12 protein-coding genes and 1 other RNA gene are annotated in these 25,871 nt (G+C 39.7%); 4 read left to right on the top strand and 9 right to left on the bottom strand.

Translation table 11 applies throughout. The annotated features are described in order from the left end of the window. The first annotated feature begins 185 nt into the window (after positions 1-185). The 3 genes from D0T56_RS08280 (at position 186) to D0T56_RS08270 (ending at position 5,756) form a co-directional block, all read left to right on the top strand. Positions 186-1,379: an alginate lyase family protein gene (locus D0T56_RS08280; RefSeq protein WP_163319668.1), complete on the top strand. Its 1,194-nt coding sequence runs from the start codon at positions 186-188 to the stop codon at positions 1,377-1,379. 83 nt (positions 1,380-1,462) lie between these two features. Beyond that, the gene (locus tag D0T56_RS08275) at positions 1,463-3,826 is read left to right on the top strand and encodes an alpha/beta hydrolase (RefSeq protein ID WP_163319667.1); all 2,364 of its coding nucleotides are present in this window, start codon (positions 1,463-1,465) and stop codon (positions 3,824-3,826) included. Between the two features lie 70 nt (positions 3,827-3,896). Next, positions 3,897-5,756 (top strand): chondroitinase-B domain-containing protein, encoded by a 1,860-nt coding sequence (locus D0T56_RS08270; protein ID WP_163319666.1) that lies wholly within the window; start codon positions 3,897-3,899, stop codon positions 5,754-5,756. Here the strand turns inward: D0T56_RS08270 and D0T56_RS08265 are convergent. The 4 genes from D0T56_RS08265 to D0T56_RS08250 all read right to left on the bottom strand — a co-directional run bounded on the left by D0T56_RS08265 (position 5,749) and on the right by D0T56_RS08250 (position 14,912). Next, positions 5,749-6,921 carry an alginate lyase family protein gene (locus D0T56_RS08265; RefSeq protein WP_163319665.1) on the bottom strand — a complete coding sequence of 391 codons (1,173 nt, stop codon included), beginning with the start codon at positions 6,919-6,921 and terminating at the stop codon, positions 5,749-5,751. The genes D0T56_RS08270 and D0T56_RS08265 overlap by 8 nt on opposite strands. 2 nt (positions 6,922-6,923) lie before the next feature. Further along, on the bottom strand, positions 6,924-9,392 hold the full coding sequence (locus tag D0T56_RS08260) for a glycoside hydrolase family 2 TIM barrel-domain containing protein (protein ID WP_163319758.1): 2,469 nt from the start codon (positions 9,390-9,392) through the stop codon (positions 6,924-6,926). A 22-nt stretch (positions 9,393-9,414) separates the two neighbouring features. Then, positions 9,415-10,671, bottom strand: coding sequence for a glycoside hydrolase family 88 protein (locus D0T56_RS08255; protein ID WP_163319664.1), 1,257 nt, complete (start codon positions 10,669-10,671; stop codon positions 9,415-9,417). 134 nt (positions 10,672-10,805) lie between these two features. Beyond that, complete coding sequence (locus tag D0T56_RS08250; RefSeq protein WP_255491108.1) at positions 10,806-14,912, bottom strand: hybrid sensor histidine kinase/response regulator transcription factor; 4,107 nt, start codon at positions 14,910-14,912, stop codon at positions 10,806-10,808. A 683-nt stretch (positions 14,913-15,595) separates the two neighbouring features. Here D0T56_RS08250 and ssrA point away from each other — a divergent pair. Further along, positions 15,596-15,992, top strand: a transfer-messenger RNA (tmRNA) gene (ssrA, locus tag D0T56_RS08245). 38 nt (positions 15,993-16,030) lie between these two features. Here ssrA and D0T56_RS08240 read toward each other — a convergent pair. From D0T56_RS08240 to D0T56_RS08220, 5 genes are all read right to left on the bottom strand, one after another. After that, positions 16,031-17,263, bottom strand: a complete 1,233-nt coding sequence (locus tag D0T56_RS08240) for an anaerobic sulfatase-maturation protein (RefSeq protein WP_163319663.1) — start codon at positions 17,261-17,263, stop codon at positions 16,031-16,033. A 9-nt stretch (positions 17,264-17,272) separates the two neighbouring features. Further along, positions 17,273-19,837, bottom strand: a complete 2,565-nt coding sequence (locus D0T56_RS08235) for a DUF4962 domain-containing protein (RefSeq protein ID WP_255491107.1) — start codon at positions 19,835-19,837, stop codon at positions 17,273-17,275. Between the two features lie 121 nt (positions 19,838-19,958). Next, positions 19,959-20,909 carry an ROK family protein gene (locus D0T56_RS08230; protein ID WP_163319662.1) on the bottom strand — a complete coding sequence of 317 codons (951 nt, stop codon included), beginning with the start codon at positions 20,907-20,909 and terminating at the stop codon, positions 19,959-19,961. Between the two features lie 70 nt (positions 20,910-20,979). Then, a complete protein-coding gene (locus D0T56_RS08225; protein ID WP_370458792.1) occupies positions 20,980-22,605 on the bottom strand; it encodes a Tat pathway signal sequence in 1,626 nt (541 codons plus the stop codon). 5 nt (positions 22,606-22,610) lie between these two features. Beyond that, positions 22,611-25,817 (bottom strand): chondroitinase family polysaccharide lyase, encoded by a 3,207-nt coding sequence (locus D0T56_RS08220; protein WP_163319661.1) that lies wholly within the window; start codon positions 25,815-25,817, stop codon positions 22,611-22,613. Positions 25,818-25,871: the final 54 nt, after the last annotated feature.

Here is a 25,871-nt window from a genome sequence, read left to right as displayed (position 1 = left end):
GGTCGCCGAGAAGCTAAGCCTTGACTTTTTGGTTCGTTTTGTGTCAAGACAAAATGAACATTTCAAGTAGCGAGAGCAGAGCCAAGTTTACTTAGGCTATGCCGAGTCACGAGAAATGACTAATGTAATTGAACACTTTTCAACTACTGAATCAAATGATTAATTAACATAAGATATATCACATTATGAGAAAACTTTTTTTGTCCATATTATTAATTTCAACATATTGTATCACATGCTTTTCTCAGCAATTGGCCGGTACGGAAAGGCTTGAGTTTGCGAAGAAAAATATAAAAACGATACAGAATGGAGAAACCGTGTATAAATCACTTATCAGAAATGCCGAAAAGGAAATGACTAAGGAACTGATTCCTGTGACTGATAAGAAAATAATAGCGGTTAGTGGAGACAAGCATGATTATGTGAGTATGGGACCTTATTGGTGGCCCGACCCATCGAAGGTGGATGGTTTGCCTTACATAAGAAAAGACGGACAACGAAATCCGGAGATAAAGAATCTGGACAGATATAAGATCGATGCCCTGATTAAGAATATAAGAGCTCTGACTTATGCTTACTATTTTTCGGGAGAAGAAAAATATGCTCAAAAAGCGGTTTGGAATCTTCAGATGTTCTTTTTGGACAAAAAGACTAAGATGAACCCGAACATGAACTATGGACAGATGATTCCGGGACGCAACGAAGGGAAAGGTCGTGCCGAAGGCATCATCGACACATATAGCTTTGTAGAGATGGTAGACTGTATCAAAATACTTTCAACATCCAAATGGATGAAGAAAAAAGACTTTGAAGCTTTGCAGCAATGGTTTTCTGATTATTTGGATTGGTTGCTGACAAGTGAGATAGGGAAAGATGAACGCAGCGCGAAAAATAATCATGGCTTGGCTTACGATATTCAGGTAACTGCTTATGCTTTATTCACAAATCGTAAGGATGTGGCAAGAGAGTTTATCAATCAATTTGCCGAGAATCGCTTGTTCAAACAGATAGAACCCGATGGAAGCCAGCCTCTTGAGTTGGCCAGAACTATTGCTTTGCATTATTCTATATTCAACATAGAGCATGCAATGGATATGTGTGATTTGGCGAAAGCTGTAGGTGTAGATTTATATTCGGCAACATCTCCTGACGGACGTTCGATCGGTAAAGCTATAGATTTTATCCGTGTCTATCTGGGCAGACCTCAGAGTGAGTTCCCTTATCAGCAGATTAAAGAGTGGGATTTGAATCAGGACAAGTTGTGTTGGATGCTTCGTCGTTCCACTTTCTTCCAACCCAATCAGGAGTTTGACGAGCTCTTCGACCAATATTGTAAAACAAAAAACACAGACATGAAATGGTTATACTTTGCAAAATGACGAGGTATTATATCGAATAAGCCACATATCACACTATTCAATATAGACACTTTAATATAATAACATCCAGCCAAAATTAAACAATGAAAAAAACATTTTATTTATTCAGTTTCATTCTGCTTTTCTGTTTCTGCCAGCTAAGTGCAGCCGAGGACGTAGAATACCATTTTCGGGAAGGTTTTGCAAAATCAGTGCCCACCGGATGGGTAAGAAATTGTACAGGAACATCTTCTACTGTACGAAAAACCAATCCGGCAGAAGCTTTTGCCGGAGACAATGCAGCTAAGTTCGATGCTACATATAACGGAGCAGATAAGTATCTGGAAACTCCGGAATACTCTAATGCGGGAACATTGTCTTTCTATATCTCAAAAAATGCAGACAATACCTTAATGGACTTATCTGTGCTTAAAATTGTTGACGGAGTTAGTACCGTAATTAAATCTGTCGATGCTTTTGCGGCAGCAAAAAGAGATCCGAACAATCAGTATTATGAGTGGACAAAGGTGTCTATTGACGTGAACGAGACAGCAAAGGTGAAATTCCGCTTCTATGCAACCGTAAGGGATGGCAATTCGGCATGGTTTGCCATAGACGATATCGAACTGACAAAATTGAATGGAAATGTAGAACCGCCAAAAGAAGCATTAGACAAAATAATCACGGATTTTTCGGATCGAACGGTATGGGGAGATCCTTTGGCTAAAGCTCCATCTTCGGGAGAATACACTTCGTCCGGGACAAATGGTTTCAGCTTAGAGAATGCGGTCTTGGTATCGGGTTCTATGAGTTGTCCGTCAGGGGAAAAGCACGTCAACAGGATATATCTGGACAAATTGTCGAAAGGTGGAGCTTTCGTTCTTCCGGCAGTTAAAAATGTAGGAGAGATCGAAATCCACGCAAATGCAGGAACGGCAGGAAATGAATTCAAACTGGAAGAAGAATTGAACGGAAGTTGGTCTTTAATAGGTTCATACAAAGCAAAAAAAACACCTGACAGCATCCATGTCATACCTTTGAATAGAAATATTGAGACAAAATTGCGGGTTGCTAATAATTCGTCAGGAGCAGTTGTTATCTATAAAGTTGTAACACGAACACTGAAGGAAACGCAAGAGTTGAATATAACAGCAGCTAATCCGTCCGAGGGTAATACCTGCTACTATAATCTTACCAAAAGCATAGAATTGACATTCAACAAAGAAGTCGGTTTGGGAACAGGTAGTATAAGTTTGAACGATACGCAGATTCCTGTATCGGAATGTGTTATTGATGGAAAAACAGTCTCGGTACCGGTAGCCTTGGAAGGAACTCCATCAGGCAAGTCTTATGCAGTTGTGGTTCCTCAAGGAGCTTTTGTCGATAAATCGGATGCTAACAATAAGAGTAATGAAAAGGCTTTCACATTTCAGACTTACAAGACAGTATCGTATCCATCAAATTATAGCTCTCGGATAGATGTGTTGTACTCGACAGCAGATGTGAACCAGAACAGAATGGATATTTATTATCCAACCACATCGGAGAAACCTGTTCCTGTTGTGATTAATATTCACGGAGGTGGCTGGAATCATGGCGAGAAGGAATCTCAGACAGGATATAATGTATACTTCAACATGGGATTTGCTGTTGCCAACATAGAATATCGCATGACACCTCAGGCTTTGGCTCCGGCGGCAATTGAAGATGCCAGATGTGCGATGAAATATTTATTGGCGCATGCCTCAGAACTGAATATCGACCCAATGAAAATTGTTTTTCAAGGTGGTTCGGCTGGCGGCCACTTGGCTCTGACCGCAGGATATTTGCAAAATGATGAAAAGTTTGATACCGGTTGCAACCCTTACACAGGAGATTATAAAATCATAGCTGTGATTGATAAATATGGACCGTCGCATCTCGAAGAATTCATGTTCTATACATCTTTGGCTAATTGGTTGGGAGACAAAAAAGACGACAAAGAATTTGTAGAGTCAATATCTCCGGCATTGATGGTAAATGCAAATACGCCTCCAACTTACATCATTCATGGCGATGCCGACCCGACAGTGCCTTATAAGCAATCTGAAATATTAAGAGACTCCCTTCGGGCGAATAGTGTGAAGCATGTGTTCACAACTGTTCCCGACGGGCTTCATGGAGGTTTTCCTGCGGAATATAATACTCGAATGAATAGTGAGATAACAGTGTTTCTGACCGAAATACTGGAAGCCTATAATTCCATAGAACCAAATAGCGAAGAAAAAAAAATTTCGTTAGTGTTCAGAGATGATGTGTTAAGTGTAAACTGCGAAGATGATTGCGTAACCGAAATTTTTGATATTTTGGGGCGAAAACTGATTTCAAGCAAAGAAAAGCAAATAAATATTCCTCAATATATAACCGATGTTTTCGTAGCAAGGGTTACGGCAAATGAAAGTGTTTGTGTGAGGAAGATACTTAAGTAATTAATAATAATGAGAGTTCTTCCGTAGTAAATATCTATCTATGCGGAAGAACTTTTTTATCATGCCTATCATGAAAAAGACAATCTTCATACTATTTTTCATATTTTTTTGTTCGAATATATTTTCTGCCGAATATGTTTATAATTCGACACAAGTATCGGCACTGAAAAACAAGATTAATGGTAAATTGTCGGCCGGAGACATTGTTTATCTTGCCGATGGAACATACAATAATCTGCAACTCGTATTCACGGGTAAAGGTACGGAATCGAAGCCTATTGTGCTGAAAGCCAAAAATCCGGGTAAAGTTATCCTTACGGGTGGAATCAGCATAAAGATAAGCGGAACGTATCTTGTAGTAGATGGTTTGGTGCTGAAAGACGGCATGGCTGCAACGGGTAGCGATATTATCGAGTTCAGAACTTCGAGCACAGCATTCGCCTATAATTGCCGCCTTACAAATACTGTGATTGACAACTGTAACAATCCGGATGAAAGTTATAGGAACAATACCGAAAAATCGGAACGATGGGTAATGCTCTACGGCAAAAATAATAGAGTAGACCATTGTTATTTTACGAACAAGATAAATGGTGGTGTTTTGATGATGGTAAACATTAACTCATCAGATAGCCAAGAGAACAATCATCTGATTGATTATAATTTCTTTAGCAACAGACCTCGGTTCGATTTGGGAAACAATGCCGAAATCTTGCGATTTGGCGATTCCGGCACTTCACAGCTTTCGTGCAAGTCGATAGCAGAAAATAATATCTTTTATGCTTGCGATGGCGAAGTGGAGATTATCTCTTTAAAGAGTTGCGATAACATAGTTCGGAAGAATGTTTTTTATGAAAGTGCGGGAAGTGTAGTCTGTCGTCACGGACATCGTAATACAATAGAAAGTAATGCTTTCATAGGCAATGACAAGAAAAGTTGTGGTGGTGTACGCATTATTAATCAGGGACATAGGGTTTATAATAACTATTTTCAAGACATACAGGGCACAGGGAGCCGTTCGGCTTTGTGTGTGATGATGGGACTTTTTGAAATGCCGACATCTTCCACCGATTTGGGTAAAGAGCCTCTCAATACATATCATCGTGTGAAGGATGTAGAAATAGCATACAATACGTTCGTTAATTGTAAGAATATAGATTTAGGAACAGAAACATCCTACACTTATCCGTCTTCCAATCCATATTATCCGAATCAAAAAATATATGGAACTCTAAAGCCTGAGTGTACCATTGCCAATAACTTGATCTATGCACCAAGTTCGAGCTCCATCATTAATATGATAGATGATAGGGCATCCGATATCAGTTTCTCTGATAATATCTATAAGTTCAAAAAAACTATCAGTACAAACGGATTCACATCGCGGGAATTGAATTATACTGTTAGAACAGATGCCGGTAAAGGGATTTACACTCTGACCAATACGGATGCTAGTATATTGAACCCGCCAAATTCGGGAGTTATTGATTTTCCTTATGTTGTTAGTGACATTTCGGGTAATGCAAGAACAGGAATCAAAAATGTTGGAGCACAACAATTTGTGAATAAATCATCGTCTTTTTCAACAGCAAAACCTTCTCAGTGCGGGGTCGGTTGGTATCAAACGCAACAGACAGAAATGAGTGTGATAAATAGTAAAACGGATTTCTGGGAAGGAAACTCCGGTATCTTAAATGCAGGTGCCGAAAATTTGTTTCGAATAACGAATGAAGGTAATGTATATAAAATAACGTCGGATGTGGTGATATCCGACGTTTCAGTACTCAATGTTTCCGGTAAAACCCTATCGAAAGAAAAGGGCAATGATAAAAACTGTATTGTTGATTGTAGTAATTTGGTGTCAGGTGTTTATCTACTTCTTGTCAATTCTGAAAAAGGATTGGCAACAAGAAAAATCATTGTTAATTAAGCCAGATCAGCGGGTTTCTGATCGGCAAGTTTCGCTCTACTTCATCCACATCAGTTGCATGCGGTAGTGACTCCCACAAGTCGAAATAGTCTTTGTTCTTATAAGCATACGCCCCGAAAATCAATGCCGGTTGAGCCATTGGCCAATCGTTCCAATACATCACATCCTGAGGATATTTCCATGTCGACTTGTTCTTGATGTAAGGATACATAAAATCAATTCCTTTCTTTATATTCTGTCCCTTTGGGGTAGAATACTCCCAAAGATTATCGTCGTGTGTTGAAAGAATCTGGCAGATAGTTGTCATCGCATCCAGGTTGAAAAGAGCATATCCGTAAGGCTTTGTTCTGGCTAGTTCTTTGGGGAAGCTGCCGTCGTCGGCCATTTGATTAGGCAATAAGATGTTTTTGTAACGTGTTTTGCAAAAATCGAGAATCTCTTTGTTTTCTGTCAGTTTGGCAAAAGAAGCCACTTGCATAACCCAACAAGTGCCATGATTGTTTTGGGCATTCATCTCGTCTATTCCATTCGGATGGGTTTGCAACCAACGAAGATATTCCGAAAACCAGCCTTTTGCTTTTGTTAACTCCTCTTTATTCACACAATCAGCTTTTTGCATACGGATGATTCCTTGCGCTACCTCCATCAGATGAATGGTGTCGATAATACCTATCCCCCGGCCTTGCGTTATTCCCTTTATTGCTTGGGCATATAAGAGGTTCGGATTCATTTTGGTATCGGCATCCACAAACCAGGCATTAATGTGTTTGAATGCGTGTTGCACATAGCTTTCGTTGCCCGTAATAATATATGCCGAAGTCAATGCGCCTATTATTTTACTGAAACGTATCATTACCAACCGGTGTTCTACAAAATTTTCGGGATTTGTTTCACCATCCCGCCTGATGTATGGTCCGTTCGGGTTTGATGGATCGGGCCACCAATAATCTCCTTCGGAATAGAAATCGTGTAAGCCTCCTGCACTTCGTTCGCAACTGAAACCGGTTATAGTTATCGGTTCTTGCTGCATGGCCCATTCGGCATTCTGAATAATTACATTGTTCAGAACGGTCTTGGTTTTCTTATCCCAACCGGTTTGTGTATTACAATTTCCAAACAGAACAAGAGAAAAGGTGAATATTACGTAAATATATAACTTTTTCATAGTCATTTTATTGCAAGAAACACTGTGGTTAAATTGTCTGACTTTATGGAAATAATGTTTTTTCCATTGTTTTTCATTAGCTTTATTCCGGCTCTTCCGTTATATGCTTGTACTTTGCTCGAACCTGTCGATGTTCCTTGATTTACGACAAGTTTACCATTTCCAACAGAGTTGAAGTAGATGTAGTCTTTCGAGTCGAGAGAAACAACCCCATTTTCGTCAAACAGTTCGGCTTCTATCCATGCATATTCAGAAGTTTCTTCTATAACTGAAGCTCTTATGGAAGAGGCTTTTCCAAAATTTCTTGTTTCATAATCGAAACTTATTTCATCTTCAATTCTGACCCTCCCTTTTGTGCCGATCGCTTTTACTATATTTCGACCTTGTCTGAATTGTGATTCCCAGCGCAATCCGGCAGCAGGAAAATCCTGAGAGTTTCGTTTTTTAGTGCTGAGGCTTTCTCCGTTTAAGAATAATTCAACTTTGTCGCAATTCGAATAAACCTTTATCATTTTCAGGTCATCAGCCTTTCCCCAGCGGGTCTTCCAGTTGTGCCCGAAGATGTGAACCATCGGTTTGTCGGTCCAATATGATTGAAATACATAAAATGCTTCTTTCGGAGTAAAGTCTCGCTCAACAACACCTTTTTGGTTTACGTAAGGAACCGGGTTTTCAGGACGAACAGGTGTTGAAAAATCCTTGAAAGGCCAATAAGCTGCCCCTGTGAGCCAAGGCATTGTTTCCTGTTCTTTCAAGTGCCAGTCGATGAGATCGACAATGTACGATTCGCTCCAGTCTCCATCTTTCGATGCTCTTGCTGTTCCTCCATAAAGAGAGGCATCTCCGGCTCTTTCGTCAGCCCCTTTGCCTGTTTCTATCTTGTCAAGACCTATGTAGGGGTCTTCGGCATAACGCCGGGCGTGGTTGTCACCTCCCCACTCAACATGTAAGAAGTGATTTACTTTTTGCATCTCGTCGTACGAAACCCGTTTATAGTCGGTGTACATCCCTCTATACCATCCAGCCCAGATTGAGGGTGAATATACGTCGACAATGTCTTTACAGAAATTGCAACGACGGATGCAAGTTTTGCGTGTGCTGTCAAGTTTATGTGACAGGCCGTTCAGTTCTTTCATGAATGTCCGGATCTTTTCTTTATCGAATTCCGGAAAATCATTTGGCCAGTCGTTTTCATTGCCCAATCCCCATAAAATAACAGACGGGTGATTGCGGTGCTGAGTGATCATATTGGTAAGCATCCGTCTGGCTTGTTCTTTGTAGGTGTCGCCGCCAAGACCTCCGCGGCACCAGGGTATTTCTTCCCAAACCAATATGCCTAATTTGTCACATTGTTCCAATACTATTCGAGATTGCTGGTAATGCCCCAGACGAATGAAATTGACACCCATATCTTTCATCATCTTCATCTCGGTGATGATCTGCTTTTCGGTCATAGCTGCGGCAACTCCTGCATGATCTTCGTGACGATGCGTCCCTCTCAGCAAAAGGCGTTCGCCGTTCAAGAAGAAAGGGCCTTTTTGCTTGAACTCGAAATGGCGGAATCCGAACATTTCTTTGCAGGTCATATTTCCTGCCGAAGAAGATAAGCTTACTTCACAAGAATATAAATCAGGTTTATTGGTAGACCAAAGTACAGGCTTATTTATATTCAACGAAAGCAATTCGGATTTGTTGAAATTGTTTATTGTTAGACTTTCCTCTTTTATTGTTTTTCCTTCCGGATCAACTATTTTAATATTGACAGATGCCTGATCTTCGCTGCCGAAATTTGTGAAACCGGCCTTCAGTGTTAATTTCCCTTCTTTCCCTTTTGGGTCGACAGAAGCATCTATTTGAAGTTTATTGAACGAAAGAGCAGGAACATACACCAGGTTCAGATATCTGTAAATACCTCCATACAAGTTGAAGTCGGACAGATCGGAAGGGATCATTTCCGTATCACGCGTATTATCGCACCGGATACTTAGGGGAATTTTTCCTTCAAATCGTTTCGAATCTTCCGATTTAAGGAATCTTTCTACTGCTTCGGTAACATCGACCGTCCATTCGTCATAACCTCCAACGTGTGCGCCAACCTTCTCTGTATAAATGTAAACTTCTGTTTTCTGTCCGGCACCTTCGAAGTGTAGTAATGTGCGTCCTTGCCGGTATGGATTGTTAATATCCAGCAACTTTTTGTACCATCCCGGACCCTGATAATAATTGACATCAGGATCAACCGCATCTTCTGCATTGAAGCAGTGAGGCAAACTTACCTGAGTCCATAATGGAACACTCTCCGGATCTCCTACAATTGCGGGGCGAACAACTTCCCAGATGCTTCCCAAATCTTCTCTGAGAAACTCCCAGCCATCATTCAGCCTTTCCTTTTGCTGATAGTTGATCTGAGCAAGAGTGTTTAGTGTTATACCGAAAAATATACATAGCAACAGTGTATGTTTACTTTTCATTTTAAACTTTTCATTCTTCATTTCAGAAAATTTTACCCGTTTGTTCTAGTTTCTGTTTTCTCAACAATGCCTCCAGAAAATAGTAGTCGGCATATACCAATGGTTTGTCTATTTCAAAGCCAAGCATTTTCCCCCCTGTCGAATGCAATAACAAGAAACCATAATCGCCACCTTCTTTTGCCAGATAGTTTTCGGATAGATTTTCGAGGATAGTATCGGCCCATTTTTTATACTGCGCTCCGTTTTCTTCATCGTACATGCTCAATTCATACAAGGCAGATGCCGTACATGTGGCAGCAGAAACATCTCTAGGTTCGTTAGGTATTTCGGGTGCGTCATAGTCCCAATATGGAATCAGGTCGTCAGGGAGATTTTTATGTGTGAACACATAATCTACCACATGCTTAGCCTGTTCTAAAAACTCTGTTTTGCCTGTTTCCCTGTAACACATGGTGTAGCCATATATTGCCCAGGCTTGCCCACGCGACCAGGCCGACTCGTGGGAGAATCCCTGATGTGTATTTTTCTTTAAAACTTCGCCTGAGATTGTATCATAATCCACTACGTGATAGGAACTGTAATCTGCACGGAAATGATTTTTCATCGTAGTTTCGGCATGATTCACAGCAATGTTGTAAAATGCAGAATCCTTACTTTCTTTAAATGCCCAGAAAAGCAGTTCCAGATTCATCATATTATCTATGATGACGGGAGATTGCCATTTATCTTTGTTGTGATCCCACGAGCGGATAATTTTAGCATTGGGTTTGTAACGGGTGATAAGGGTGTATGCCGATTCCAGCAATATTTTTTTATAATTCTCGTCGTTTGTCAGGCGATAGCCATTCCCGAAGCTGCAATAAACCTTGAAGCCCATATCGTGAGTAACTCCGTTTGTCTTTTCCCGTTCAATCGGTGCAGTGTATTTTCGTGCCGCTTGTTCCCATTTGGGGTCTTTTGTGTATTCGTACATATACCAAAGTTCTCCGGGGAAAAATCCGCTTGTCCAGTCGCGCGACGGAACTAATATCAAATCGCCGTTGTCTTCAATAGACCGGGGCGAAACTAATGGACCGTGTCCTTTTTTTTCTCTTTTTTCTTTGCTTTCTTCCGATTCGTTAGCTATGCCCTTATCCACTTCCTGCATGGCAAATGTTAGCTGTTTGGCTGCAAAGCCGAAATCTTTTTCTACGAGGTTTTCATTTTCTTTTTGCTTGTTTTGACAAGATGCTGAAACAATGAAAAAGAGAATTGGTATCAGATAAATGATTTTCTTCATAACGGTATTGTAAGTTTTATAATTCAGACTTTTTCTACAGTTACAAAATTCGATAATAGAAGCTGTTTCTATTTTAGAAAATCAATCAAATGTTATCAAAAATAGCTCTAAGTCCATCCTGTGCATCAGATTTTCTATTGTTTCATCTGGTTGGCATATTCGGTAGGTGAAATTCCATAAAGAGCCTTGAAGCAGTTGGAAAAATAAGCATGGCTATTGAATCCGACAGCTACATAAACTTCCGATACAGGAAGTTTTGTTTCCTTCAAAATTTTGGCTGCCATCTCCAGACGGAAGTTTCGGATAAATTCGTTTGGCGATAAGTTTGTCAGAGCTTTAATTTTCCGGTATAGGTTAGCTTTACTCATTCCAATCTCTTTAGAGAAACTATCCAGATTGAGTTCAGGATTGGAAACATTATTTTCTATTGCTTTATAAAGTTTTTGTAGAAATTTATCATCGGCAGAAGTTGTTTCCACCCCGAGGGTTTCCAATGAAAAACGTTTCCCGTAAATATCTTTTAGCTTCTCTCTCGATTGGATGATATTTTTCACTCTGGCTATCAAAACAGAGGAATTGAAAGGTTTTGTAATATAATCGTCAGCACCTGTTTCGTATCCCAGCTTCATATCTTCGGGCATACTCTTGGCTGTGATCATAATAATAGGGATATGCCCTGTGCGGAGGTCTTTTTTGAGGATGGTTGCCATTTCCATCCCGTCCATTTTTGGCATCATTACATCCGAGATAATAAGGTCGGGCATAGAATTTATAGCCTTGTCAATAGCCTCGCTACCGTTGGATGCTTTGATAATATTATAATCTTCCTCGAGATGCGAAATGATATAATTTCTCACATCTGCATTATCTTCTACTACCAGAATGTTATGTGTCTTCTTTTTATCTGATTTTTTTTCATTCCCATCATTTTTTCTAATCTCTATTTCGTAAGGCGTGAGTTCTATATTTTCGCTTTCCATTATATCATCTCTGTCGAAAAGATTTTTGTCGATAGGCAAAACGCAAATAAACGATGAACCTTTACCCAATTCACTCTCGGCCCAAATGATGCCATGATGCATCTCAATGATCGATTTGCTAAGGCTTAATCCCAGACCCGTGCCCGAACTGGAGTGTTCGTTCTGAGCCACCTGATAGAAAGGCTGAAATATCCTTTCCAATTCGCTTTCGGCTATCCCTGTGCCGGAGTCTTCTATTTTCAGTGATATATATTTGATGTCTTCATTGTCGAACGCCTTTGATCTTTCTGGTATTTCTGCTCGCAACTCTGATAATGTGCTGGTTTTTAATTGAACCGACACTTTGCCTTTGTTAGGTACATTCTTGAAGGCATTGGACAAGAAGTTGAAATAGACTTTTTCCATCAGGTTCATATCGAACCAATATTCGATGGCGTTTTCCGAATGGTTGAACGTAAAATCTATTTGGCGCGATGCTGCAAGTTCTTTAAAGAAAACAACCATCTCTTCGGTGAAATCGACAAAGTTTCCCCTGCTGATTTTTAGCTTCATGGTTCCGCTTTCTTTTTTCTGAAAGTCCATCAGGTTGTTGACAATGCGAAGCATACGTTGGCTATTGCTATACATCAACCTATGATTTTCCTTGACTTTGGGTGTAAACTCTTCGTCGTTCCTTACCATGTCTTCAAGCGGACTGATAACCAGTGTTAAAGGGGTTCGCAGTTCGTGAGAGAAGTTGGTGAAGAGCTTATTCCTTTCACGATGAAACTCTTCTTGCGCTTTTGCTTCCGCTTGTTTCAGTTTTATATCGTTTTCCAATCGTTTTTTCTCATAAAAATACCTGAGAACGAAGCCTACAATACCGAGGAAAGCCAGTGCGTAAAGACAATATGCCCACCATGTCTTCCAGAATGGAGGCAGAACGGTTATTATGATTGATGCTCCCTCGTCGTTCCATAATCCGTCATTGTTGGATGCTCTCACCATGAACTTATACTTTCCTGCCGGAATATTGGTATAATAAGCTATGCGGCGTGTTCCTACATCGTTCCAATCTTCATCAAAGCCTTCCAGCTTGTAAGAATACTGGTTCTTGTTCGAAAATATATAGTTCAGAGCGCTGAATTCTATAGAAATATTGGTTTCGTTATACTTTAGGGTTATTTCTTTTTGTTCGTTCAGCTGATTAGACAATATGCTGTTTTTATCGTCGGATGGAACTATCTTTTGGTTGTTCACATAAAGATTTTCCAGAATAACAGGCGGTATGAACGGATTGACAGACATTATCCTGGGGTTGAATGTCATGAAGCCGTTGTTCCCGCTGAATACTATCAGGTTGTTTGATAAACGCAGACCGGCATGTGGCGTAAATTCATTTATTTTTATACCGCTCGAGTGTGTATAACTTTTAAATGTTTTTAGGTCTAAGTCGTAATCGGTTATTCCCGATATTGTGCTAATCCATAAATGGCGGTTGTTGTCTTCAACTATGGCACATACATTGTTGTCGAGTAATCCGTTTTTACTGTTGTAGGTGGTGAAAGTTTTCGTTCTCATATCCAATAGACATAGGCCGCCGCCAAACGTGCCTATCCATATTTGTCCCATACTATCTTTATAAATGTAACTTATATAGTTTTCGGGTATTTCTTTATTTGCGTTTTCGGAATGAGTGTGCCTGTATTTTTCTAATTCCTGATTGCTCAGATTGTAATAATATAAGCCGTCGTTTCGGGTTCCGATAAGATATACATCCTTTTCTATTTCACATACATATCTTATGTTCTGAAAATCGGTTTCCTTGTTTCCTTTCAACGGGAATTTATTTTTTACGTGTCCATCTTTCGATATAAATACTAGCCCGATTTGGTTGACTCCACCAATGATAAGTTCTCCGTTTTTGTTTTCGTTTATATAATATATGCCGTTTTCGCTGCCAAAATCATGAAACAAAGAAAACTTTTTTGATGTAGGGTCAAAACTGTAAATCGTGCCGACATTTGTTCCGCAGAGAATTTTTTTGCCATCCCAATACAAAGATTTTAAGATGTTACGGGCATAAGAATTTTCTTGCGTATTGTAAAGCTTATAATGACTGAACTTTTCTGTTTCCAGATTCATCTCCAATAGTCCACCACCTTCAGTGGCAATGTAAAGATATTTACCTATTTCTACCATTGGCCCTATTATTCCCATCAGGTCTTTTTGCTCCGAACCGGGGTCGTAGAATCTGAATTTCTGTCCGAACGGATTATAGTAATTTACACCTCCGGCATACGTGCCCACCCAAAGGGTTTGCGAGCGGTCGTAATAGATGCTCGAGATGGAATAATGACTTAAACTCCCATAGCTGGGATTGAATGTCTTGTATTGGCTTATTTCTCCGGATCCAGTATCTACAAGGTTCAGTCCGTTGAAAGTTCCTATCAATATATTCCCGTCGGGAGATTCTACTATGCTTCTTACATAATTGTTGTTTAGTCCATTATCATTATTGTATGTCTCGAAGTTCTTTTCATCTTTCTTCAATATTTTCACACCATCGTTCTGAGTCCCAATCCAAATCGTCTCTTTGTCGTCAACAAAAATAGCTCTTACGTGAGAATGATGGAGGGTGGCTGTATTGGCTAAAATATCGAATGTTTTTTCTTTTTCATCATACACCACAGTACCTCGATTGAAAGTTCCGAAGTATAGTTTTTCATTTCGTCCCGTTATCGCATTTATGCTGTTGTTTGTGAATATTTCGTCTTTGATGCGGGAGATTGTCTTGTTTTGGGTGTTGTATGTGTTTAGTCCGTTGTTGGTTCCTATCCAGAGAATATTGCTTTTCGAGTCGAAATAAATGCTAGATACTAAATTGCTGGTCAGCGAATTTTCATTGTCTGAGTTTAGAAAAAAACGCTCAAACTTACCTGTCGATACATCAAGTCTGTTTAATCCATTATTTGTGCCTATCCATAAGTTGCCCGAATTGTCTTCGGTCATACATAATATGTGATTGTCGCTTATTGAAGATTCGTTTTCCGGATCAATAACAAATACTTCGAACGTATAGCCATTATATTTATTCAACCCATTTCTTGTGCCAAACCACATATAGCCCTTACTGTCCTGAAAGATAGAAGTAACTGTTATCTGCGATAATCCATCTTGCTGAGAAAGATTTGAAAAATTATAAGATGGCTGTGCAAGTAAAATTAATGGTAGCAAACACAGTATAATGATAGAGGTAGATTTCTTCATCGTATATGACATATAGCATTTTTATTTGATCTGTTTCTTACTGCCGCATCTCTTGCTAAGCCTTGACCTATTGGTTCTTTATTGTGTCAAGACAAAAAGAGCGTTTTTGTTATACTAACCCCGTAGTGTATTTAGAAAACAAAAGATAACTAGCTGAAACATAGTGTATATATGCGTTGTTGTCATGAGCAAAACGAAGGATATGGATTGAAATACACAGATTTTTCACTTCGTTCAAAATAACAAAACGGATATAAATCTTATAACAAATGAGTTAACATCAAACTCTTAAATGCACTACGGGTAGAACTTTATTCGTTTTTCAGATTAATGTGCTGTTGCGGATGAAATTTCTATTAATGTTGCTCTTTGCTATAAATTTATCAGGATTTGATTGAATCGCTTGTAGAACAAATAGCGGGAGATGAGGGTTTCCTTTCATCAAGTCTACATAATTATTAGTTATTAAATATATTTTTTCTTCTGTTGATGAATCTTGTTGCATGATGTCTTTTTTTTGATAGTTATTTATTGTCGATAAAAATAATTTGAATATTTGATTTAAACAAGTGTCTAAAATGGTATTTTGTACTATATTTGATTGGTATTTTCTGAAAACCGATATTAAATATCATTTTTTTCAGTACTTTTGTAATTCAATAAGTGTACAACTAATGTTCACATTACAAATTCATGGGGCTGACCGGTTTTGACAGCGAGATGAAGTGGTTTGTAAGCATGCAGTGCGTAGTCGGCTGGCACTATAATCTCAGACGTCAAAATTTTAACTGGCAATAACAATTACGCTCTTGCTGCTTAATCGAAGTATAGTAGATCTAGCTTAATCCTTGCACAGGTGTAAGGACAGGACATCACCCGGAAGCTGTGGCTTCGAAGCGTGCCGATAAGGTGGTGCAGACAAATCGGAGATAGGATGGGAGAGGCTTTGGCTTCTGTCTGAAATTAAAAAGCTAAGGTTTGAGTTGGTGGCTTTGGTCTTGCTCATTCCCGACAATTAAAGCAAAGATAAGCATGTAGAAAGCAAATTAGTTCCTTGTTTGGACGAGGGTTCGAATCCCTCCAGCTCCACAAAAAAGAAATGAAAATTGATGCAGAATCCTGTGTCATGTCTAGAGTCGACCAGAGCTTATTGCGGTCATGATATTTGCCGGACTTCTTTCGCTGAGTAGTTCTTTTTTCATAAAGTCCATATAAGGAGCAATGTGATCGAAAAAACGATAATAACCGTTGCAAAGATAATTCAACCCTGACTGCCCGTCCGGTGTCAACGCAAATCTGTTTTTGGGACATTCGCCGTTACAAGCAAAAAGATATTGACATTGTCGGCATTGATTGGGTAAATCCTGAGACTTGGCAATTCCAAACTTTTGTTGTCGCTCACCATACATCATTTCCACAAGTGTATTGGTATAAATATTTCCCAACTTGTATTCTGGAAAAACATAGTGGTCGCAAGAATACACGTCGCCATTGAACTCCATTACGCCTGCATGTCCGCAATTTTTTGCCAAAGAGCAAACTCCGGGTTCTTCCCCGACCCAATTGGCTAAAGTCGAATCAAAAATTTGAATGAAGAATTCGCCGACATCATTCCTTACCCATTTGTCAAAAATTGTACAAAGAAAGTTTCCCCACTGCTCAGCCGAGACAGAAAAATCTGCTAATTCAATTTCGTTATGCTCTGACGGGGAAGCTAAATATCGTCCATCATCATCATGAGTAATCCTTTCTACAATAGGGGTGAACTGAATATAACGGCAATCCAACTCTTTAAAAAAACTATAAAATTCTAAAGGATGATCAGCATTATAATTATTCACAACAGCCATAGCATTCCATTCTACTTTGTGTTTCTTCAAAAGTTGTATTCCTTTCATAACTTGGAGAAAAGATGGTTTTCCTATCTTATTTTTCCTATATTCGTCATGAAATTTTTGAGGCCCGTCAATAGAAACACCTACCAGCCAGTTGTTTTCTTTGAAGAATCTGCACCATTCATCATTCAACAATATTCCGTTGGTCTGGATACAATTATCTATCGTTCTTCCTTTTGCATACTTCCTCTGTAAGCATACCACCTTTTGATAAAAAGATAAAGGCCGCATCAAAGCTTCTCCTCCATGCCATGTGAATAGTATCTGGGACATGGTTTGCGAATTGATATACTCATCAACGAAACATTCAAGCAACTCTTCACTCATTACATGCTTAGGTGTGTTTTTGTACATATCCGATTTTTCGAGATAATAACAATATTCACATGCCAGATTACATACCGCACCTATAGGTTTGGTCATTATATATAATGGTTTGGCAAAAGGAGTATATGTTGAACGTTTCATTTCATCCGGTTATTTTGCTGCATCGGGCAATTCGTCAATTAACTCATTAATGACATTACCTTTCGCCTTGATAAGAGTACTTCCTTTTATTTTGCTTTGCTGCGTATTGTATTCTATAGCATCACCTTCATTATTTTTAATCACCAAAGAAGCCGGCTTATTTTCATCCATTTCGGCTGCTATTTGCCAATCAGACAACTTTATCTTCCCTGATTTGTAATCGGGAGCAATCAGGCTTTCCGTTGTTCCGTCTTCTTTTATTTGAATAACGCTCAAGAAGCGTATGCCTTTCGATTTCTCAATTGTATTTACTTCGGCATGCCAATGTTTCGAATATTCATACGCACCTTTACCATTGCTGTCTCCTCCTCTGTTTTTCCAGTTGATGGCAGGTGAGAAAAATTCATTCGTAATTTCGGTTGTCAATTTTTTTGGAGTAAAAATATCAACTCTGCTTTCAGCCACCCGATTTTGTCCGAAGATGGTATTCTCTTTATCTCCCTTTGTCATCTGATTGTAGCTATGCAACAACCATGTCCATTTCACAGGGTTTTGAGCTTCAAGTTCATCGTATATGATGATTACGTTCGGGCGCAAAAATGCCATGTGCCTTCTGAACCGTTCGATGTGAGGATTTCCGAAGCCGTTCTTGAGCGTATAATCTACTTCGAATTGCTTCATTCGTTCGATCCAAAAATCAGAGGTCATGTCATCATAAGCATGGGTTGCATCGCCCAGCACGTAAGTCAAGTTGTCAGTATTTGCAAATCGAGCAATCCATCCGTATCCGTTTTCCCCTATTACCTGAGCCATACCGTCGGCTAAGATAGTGTTGTGTCCTCTGGTCCTGTAATGTTTAAGGGTATGTGTATCGGTAAAGTTGCTATAATGTCCCGAACCTCCGAACATCTGTTTTCCTCCCACATTGATACCGAAACCATTGTGAGCCGCGTGTGCATGTCCTGTTGCACCAAATGGAAGAGCCATAAAACTAACCATGACATCTTTAGATGTGTCGGTTACGTCATCGTGCATCAGGGCAAATCCTGCATCTCGGAATAATAGGCTTTGTGGAAGTTCTTTCGGTGAACGGGCTGTAACACTCGTTTTTTTCTTGTTGGTCATTAAGCGATAGAATGTAAAATTTGTTGATCTGAACAGATTTTCATCTTTTCCTTCGGTCAAAACATCCGCATACCAACGAGCATAAGGATCGTTCACTTCACGAGCCAACGCATCTGCCATACCCCAATAGTTTTTAGTAGGTTTCTTCATATTTTCGGCATTATCGCCAAAACCTGTTGCATATGAATCGGGAGGAAATGAATATATCAAGTATTTAGACAGATTTTTATAGTAAGGAATATCAAAGAAGTCGGTGCCCGTCAATCGTGTAAGCATGAAAGGCACATAGATGAAAGTCTCAAAATTGACTTGAAAATAGCTGTTCCCATCGTGCCAGCCTCCATCATCACCACTCAAAATAGGAAAACGGCAATTCCATATTTCATAACAATATGATAACCATTTATCCGCTTCGGGCAAATCGCCTAACATAGCAATGGAAGTCATAAAAAATCGACGGAAAGTATGTTGCCATACATGATTATCCATCGAGTGGGTTTCAAATTTATTTGCATAATGATTGAAAAAGTGATCACCACGTTGTTTTATAGCTTCCAATAATTGTTTTTTCTCATTTTCTGTCAAGAATTTGAACCCTGTATCAAAAGCAACAGCCATTGCCAGCATCGCCGAAGACGAATTAAAATCATCGTTTGTGGCCGAACCTTTAGGATTCATTTTGCTGATATGCAATGCTTGTTTGATAGCTGTGCGGGCATATTCTTCTTTTCCTGTCAGAAGATAAGCCATCGACAGGTCTTTGATAGGTTCTTTCACCTTATCGCCAAAGCCATGATACATAAAAACTTCCATCACTTTTTTCTCCGATTCGGTCAACCCCGTAGTATCTCTGGGGCGTGTTGGGGCTTCTTGTATCAAATCTGCCGTTAATTGCTTGTCTGCCCTTTTAATCAAAGCCAGAGCTTCTTTATTATTCTTATTCCTGCTTTGGAAAGCGGAAAGTTCAGATTCTGTAACATACAACCTGAAATGAGATTTTTGTTTACATATCCGAATGAATTCGTCGATAGTCGGTGTTTCAAATATGCGGCTGTTTTTTCCAATAACAAATGAAAATGTTTCCGACCAGGTTTCTGTTCCACCTTTAATGGTGCTGTATTGCCAATACCATTTCCCTGAAGGTAATTTTTTATGGTGAGAATATGCAGCCCATTCTATCGGTTGGCTTGTGATCGTACTCGATGTAGGAAATTTTTCCGATTGAGATAGTCTTACCCTGTATTTAACAGGCTTTTCGGCTGCAGGCCAAAGCATGGATGGCGAATTGGTTTTCACTTCAACACCATTTGCCGGTGTACTCCATTCTCTATATCTTGGATGAATGGCTCTTTTAGTAATTGACTTTTCGGCTTCCATTTGTGCTGCTATCGGTTGTGCAACAAATATCATCATTATGAAAGTCAACAAAAGGTTACGACTGTTTTTCATTACAGGTATTTTTTTAATTACTATCTTTTATTTGATATATTGTTCTGTCATGCTGAATATTAGTGAAGCATCTGTTCTCTTTAGAATATAGATTTTTCTATACTCTCAGAATGACAAGAAACTAAATACCAGACAATACCAACTGCCCGGCACCCATAGTTCCGGCTTTGTTGCCCAGTTTTGCGGCAACTATCTCTGTATTCTCGGCACAAGCAGAAAGCCAGTATTTTGAGGCATATTTTTTCACTTTTTCAATGTAAAAATCTCCCGATTCGGGCAAACCTCCACCAATGATGATACGCTGAGGACTGAATATATTGACAAATCCTGCTATACCATGTCCCAAAAGACGGCAATGTTCTTCCAATACTTCTACGGCAATGCTGTCATTTGCCTTGAATTTAGTAATAATATATTCACCATTTATTTCAGGAGTATTGTCAAGTAAAATATTTTTTTCTTTTGCTCGTTCGATGTATCGTTCGATAAGGGCAACCGTTGACGCATAAGCCTCCAAACAACCTACCGATCCGCACATACAGGGTTTTCCGTTCGCAATGAGTGGCGTGTGACCGAGTTCCGTTCCCCGGTTATCGAACCCGTTGAATAGCTTTCCGTCAATAACAACAGCACCACCAATGCCGGTACCTACCGTTATGAATACAATATTCTTATATCCGATTCCTGCCCCATAATAAGTTTCACCCAATCCCATCAGGTTGGCATCATTACCAATGGTTACAGGAAGATTAATTTCCTTTTCCAAAATGTCGGACAAAAATACGTTTTCCCATCCAACAATATTTTCTGCTCCTCCTATTATGATACGGTTACTGTCGTCCACAATTCCGGGAGTGCCGATACCGACACCTTGTATAGCCATGTCATTTTCTTCTGCAAATTGCTTGCAGATATTGATAGCAGTAATCAATTGCCCTATCACAGCCTGAGCAGAGACATTGGCACATGAAGGAAGTTTGCCCGTTAAGGCAAACTCTCCATTGTGACAGATTAGTGAGTATTTTATGGACGTTCCGCCCAAGTCAATACCAATTGCATATTTTATAATCATTCTATAGTTTAGTATTATTTTAAAAGACGAAAATGGAACACTGATGACTCTGAATTTACAGGATTTACATTTATTGCTTTTCTACCCATATCGGAGTACTCCATGCCCATTGCTGGTCGCGTTGACGTACTCTGACATAATAATAGTCGGTATCTTTTTCAGGTGTATTGTCAACAACGTATTCTTCCACAAGGAAAGCCGATTCGGGCATAGCACGGTTGAACAGGATGGATTCGCTTAACCATCCCACCATGAAATGAGCCTTAGAACCATTCAATAATTCCTCCAATGTATGTTCAAATTTTTCACCGTTAAATTCAGCCACTATTTTCGCATTCTTAGGCATAGTCAAATCCAGAACAACACCTTGCATTGCTGCTGTTGTTGTATTCGGGTTTTTGGTAGAATACATTTCCAGATCAACTTTTTTATCTGTTTTGCTCAGTATCTTGTTCACGTTTGTCTTAAACTCATCGTGACCGCCTTTCAGGTCTTTTTCTTGCGGAGAAGTGTAAGCAGCACCACGGAAACAAGGAATTGCATCGTTAATCTTACCATCGGTAATGGAAAGATTACCAAGCCACTTAACCGGCGATTCTTCTCTGTTCCACCCGAATTCGACCCTTATTTTACATCTAACCACATCACCCTCTGGCACAATAGGAGTAAGAGGTCCACTTATCCGTTTAAGTGTTTTTCCGTTTTTCACGATGTCCACATAATCAATGGAGCTTTGAGCATCAACATTTACATATATCTTGCGCTCTTTTCCTTTCACCACATCACCCATAATGGCATTGTTGAGACGGAAATCAATCAGAATTTTATCTCCCGTAGAACAATATACATGTCTGTTTTTCAATGCTTCCCAAATTGCTTCTCGAGTAAGTGAAGGTGCAAGCACGGCTACACGACCGTCGCCGAAACTTCCCGGATAGCCTGCATGTTGGTCTGTGGAACCGATAATGCCGAACTTATGTCCCTGATCCAACCCATATTGTATAGAGCCTTCCCAACGTCGAGGACCCATATCGTGCAGATAGTTGTAATCGCCTTGGTCTGATTCTGCCAATCCGTGACGGGAATACATTTCAACAAACGGGGTTTGATCTCCTTCTGTGAAGAAGTCCCAGTTATACCCTCTGAACCCCTCCTGATATCCCATGTGATGAGGAGTGATGAACGCCTTTTTTCCTTTCAATTGTTTTTTCAAATCTTCAACAGAACTACCTTCCAAAAGAGGCGCATCAAGATCATAATTCATTACAACATGGTCGCCATGCTGCATGCTGTGACACTCGTAACCAAGGAAAGTAAGGAATTCTCCTTCTTTATTGTATTCGTTGGTCATTTTCACATACTCGTCCCAACCTCCTTTGCGCAGCCGCTCAAAAGCTCCTACGTGATAGTCTATTACCCACTGCAAGCGAGGGTCGTTTCTTCCCGGAATATCCGGCCACATGGCATGAGGAGTTACAGATACGAAATCGAGTTGTCCTTTGGCTGCTTCGAAAGCACTGCGCATATCTCCGTGCCCGTATGTCAGGTTGCAATGATTGTGTAAATCGCCCCAATATACATTTAAACCTGTTGATTCGGGTTTATCGAATTTTTCGTTTTTATCTTGATTGCATGAGAACAGGGCAAAGGCGACACACGCCAATCCTATTCCTTTAAGAAAATATTTTTTATTCATAAAGTTTAATTGATTAGTTTAAAATTATTTTTCCTTTTTTCATCGTTAACTCTGATGATCAGCATACCGGCAGGTAGATTCGATTTTGATACTTTTACAGTTTCATAGTTATTGAAACCTGAGATTATTTTTTTTCCTGTCAGATCGAAAATATTGAAATCGAAACTTTCGTTATTTTCGGAGTTTATTAATAAATTACCGTCATATTCCCTGATAGAAAAGCCTTTTGTGTCCTGCTCTAAGTTGTCAATAGACGAACCCTCCAAAGCCAGTTTCACCCTGTATGTTTGTCCGTCATGACCAGCAGGATATACAAGTTTTGTCTTTTCTCCTTCTATGGTCACAGATATTCCGTCATCGCCACCTCTTTTTTCAAATTTTCCATTTAAAACCACCTCTAATTGCGATTTTTTTCCATACTGATCGGCAACGGAAGGCGAAACGTCATCTCCTCTTGAGGCACTGTCTCTGTTCATATCGGGATCGGAAAATGCTATATCGACGCTTCCGCTCGGATTTTCCTTCACCATGACCATCATAGGCTTATTTACGCTATATACCTGACGGATATTTACCGGATTCTCCACATTGAAAACAGATAGGGCAAGTGTTTGTGTTGCTGAATTGAATATGGCATGCGCCGTTGAGTTTTGTGACAAAATCTCTATCGGAAGATTATTTTTATAATCCGAAACCTGCTCATCTGTAGGCTTCATCAACCATGAGTATGTATATTGTTTATCGGAAACTACTTTCCCATGATCCAGATATGCCAGCATAGCCGTATTGTTTTTCTTGATAGTTGCATAACCGTCGTGAACGATGAAAACATTGCCGTAGTTGTCTTTGATTGTCGGATTTTTCACATCTGTCAAGTCGGTAGTGTATTCCGTATCATTGATGTAAACGGAGTTGAATCCTGTTTTCAGCGTATTCTGGAAAAGTGTGGTGTAAACAGGCGTAGTTGTACTGCGACTGTTTATATTACTGCCCATGCAATAAATTATATTATCGAAAACGAAGACCGATTTATTGGCATAAAAGCTGTTGTCTATGGCATTGTCGTGAAGCTGATTGGTAAACATAGCACAATTTCCATTCAGTGCGATCCCTCCCAAAAATGTCATATCGGACAAGTTGCGGTGTTTGCCGTTAGTCTTGTTGAAATCCAGATTTGTATACGACAAATATTTGCTTGTTGTTCCGGGAATATGATTCCAGTTCCAGTCGGGGTTGGATGGATTATAGCTGGAATTTTTATTTTCCAAGTCGGTAAACTCCAAATGCCCGTAACTTAAATAGCGACCATAAATATTTTCGGTTGTCGAACTTTCATAATCCCATATATATTTACTGAATCCTTTTGCAGTAATCATCCACGCCGGTTGTCGTGCAATCATTAATCCCGAATATGGCATGAAAAGAGTTCCACTCGGATTTTCCTCGGCTATACCGCTTAGTGCGTCGAACTCCAATAGCAATTCTATCTCTCCCAATGTATTCGACATGCAAATATCTGTTTGCACTTTCTTTATATAAGACAACATTGGTTCTTGTGTAGGTTTCCACAAACGTTTGAATGCAGATTGCAGTTCAGAGTCCGGGGTAGGGGTAGACAAGCCAAGATAGGCAAAAGCAGGAAGTAGTTGTTGTACAACAGTTTGTTGTTTGGGAAATCGTCCTGTAATAGCTCCCGGAACATTGAATTCTCCACTAAGGAAACGAAACGTCAACAGAGCTTGTTTCAGATCATTGTACACTTCTTCACCTAACGAATAAGGCGTATCGTGCAAAAGATAATATATCAAACACCCTGCATATAGAGCATCGGGATAATATGCGCTGTAATAAGGTCCATTGTGATGATAACCTGAGTAGTCAGGCTTCATAGTCCCTTTAAATCCGGGTGCTTTACCCAGAGCATTTTTCATATAAGATTGATAAGACAACAAAGCCGTATTTCGTTGCGCTTCATCTTTAATGGTCAATGCATAGAAAAGTTTCGGCATAGCCAATGTGCGCAGGTAGTCTGCCAACTCGCCCGGAGTAGAAGGCGTTGAATAGGCCGTTCCGAACATTGCAAACCAACTGATAGCATCCATCAAATGGCTGAAACGCTCGTCGCTCCCCAAGTTATTTTTCAATAAATATACAGAGTGATAAAATCCAGCACTACGTAACATCTCGAAACGAAGCGACCCCAATCCGCTTCCGTCTGCCCAACCCTGATTGTAATACCAATCGTATATATTTTGCATGGTTTCGAGGCTTGTCTCATTTCCTGTACGTCGATAGTCGTATGCTAGTTGGATAAGGTATGTTTCGTTTATGTTTCGGAATGTTGTAATATTGACTCCATCCACTTTTGTGCCATGATAACTTACCGGGAATAAGCCTGTACCTTTCACAGTACCGTCAGATTGTTTTGTGAGATTGAGATTGCCGATCTTGTTTTTGGCATTTTTGATATAAGTATTAAAACTTTGTTCACGTAGTTTGTATGCCTGATTAGACACATATTTTCCTGTTCCCAGATACCAATTATCGAGGCGTGTCTCTATTGTTGAAAATGCGGTTTTTTGTTCTGCTGATGGTTCAACAAGAGATGGAGCAGGTGTATTGCGTATATCAAGAAAACTGATGATGTTTGAATTGGTTTGTTTCAGATTGTACTGAAAATCTGAAATCCTTTCCCATGATACTTTGTTGGAGAATTCGAGGAAATCAATGTAAAAAGTCCCGTTTGAAGAAGATGGGGCATACACTTTCATTTTTTGCAGTGTTGCGGTCTTCTTATTGAAACCCATGTCGTATCTGAATATCGCCCACAAGCATCGCCATCCTTCAAAGTCAAGTTTGAAATTTATAGAGCATTTTTCTTCGTCGGCACTGTCGGTGAACGAAAATTTCAGGGATTTGTCCGATCTGGTCGAATTGTATATCCAAACGGTAATTCCTCCGTCGTCTATCTGGCTCGAAGCCGAGAGGTTTGCAGGATTATTAACCGTCAGTACACTGTTACTGTTCCAATTCCATACCAACGATTTGTCTCCCAGTTTCGATTTATAATCACTGACAGACAGGCTTCCGTTCGTAGCAGAAAATTCATCCGGAACAGTACCGTTTTCGAACGAATAGACGTTTTGTGCCAAACCATTGAGAAATGGAAGAACGGAAAACAAAAGTATGTAAATTATTCGTTTATTATTCATGGTATGTCTTTGTTTAAGTAGATTCGACACCCCCTCACGTCCTCCCCCAAAAAA

The organism is Dysgonomonas sp. 520 (genome assembly GCF_010501095.1).
Lineage (GTDB): Bacteria > Bacteroidota > Bacteroidia > Bacteroidales > Dysgonomonadaceae > QVMP01.
This window is presented reverse-complemented; position numbering and strand designations above follow the sequence as displayed.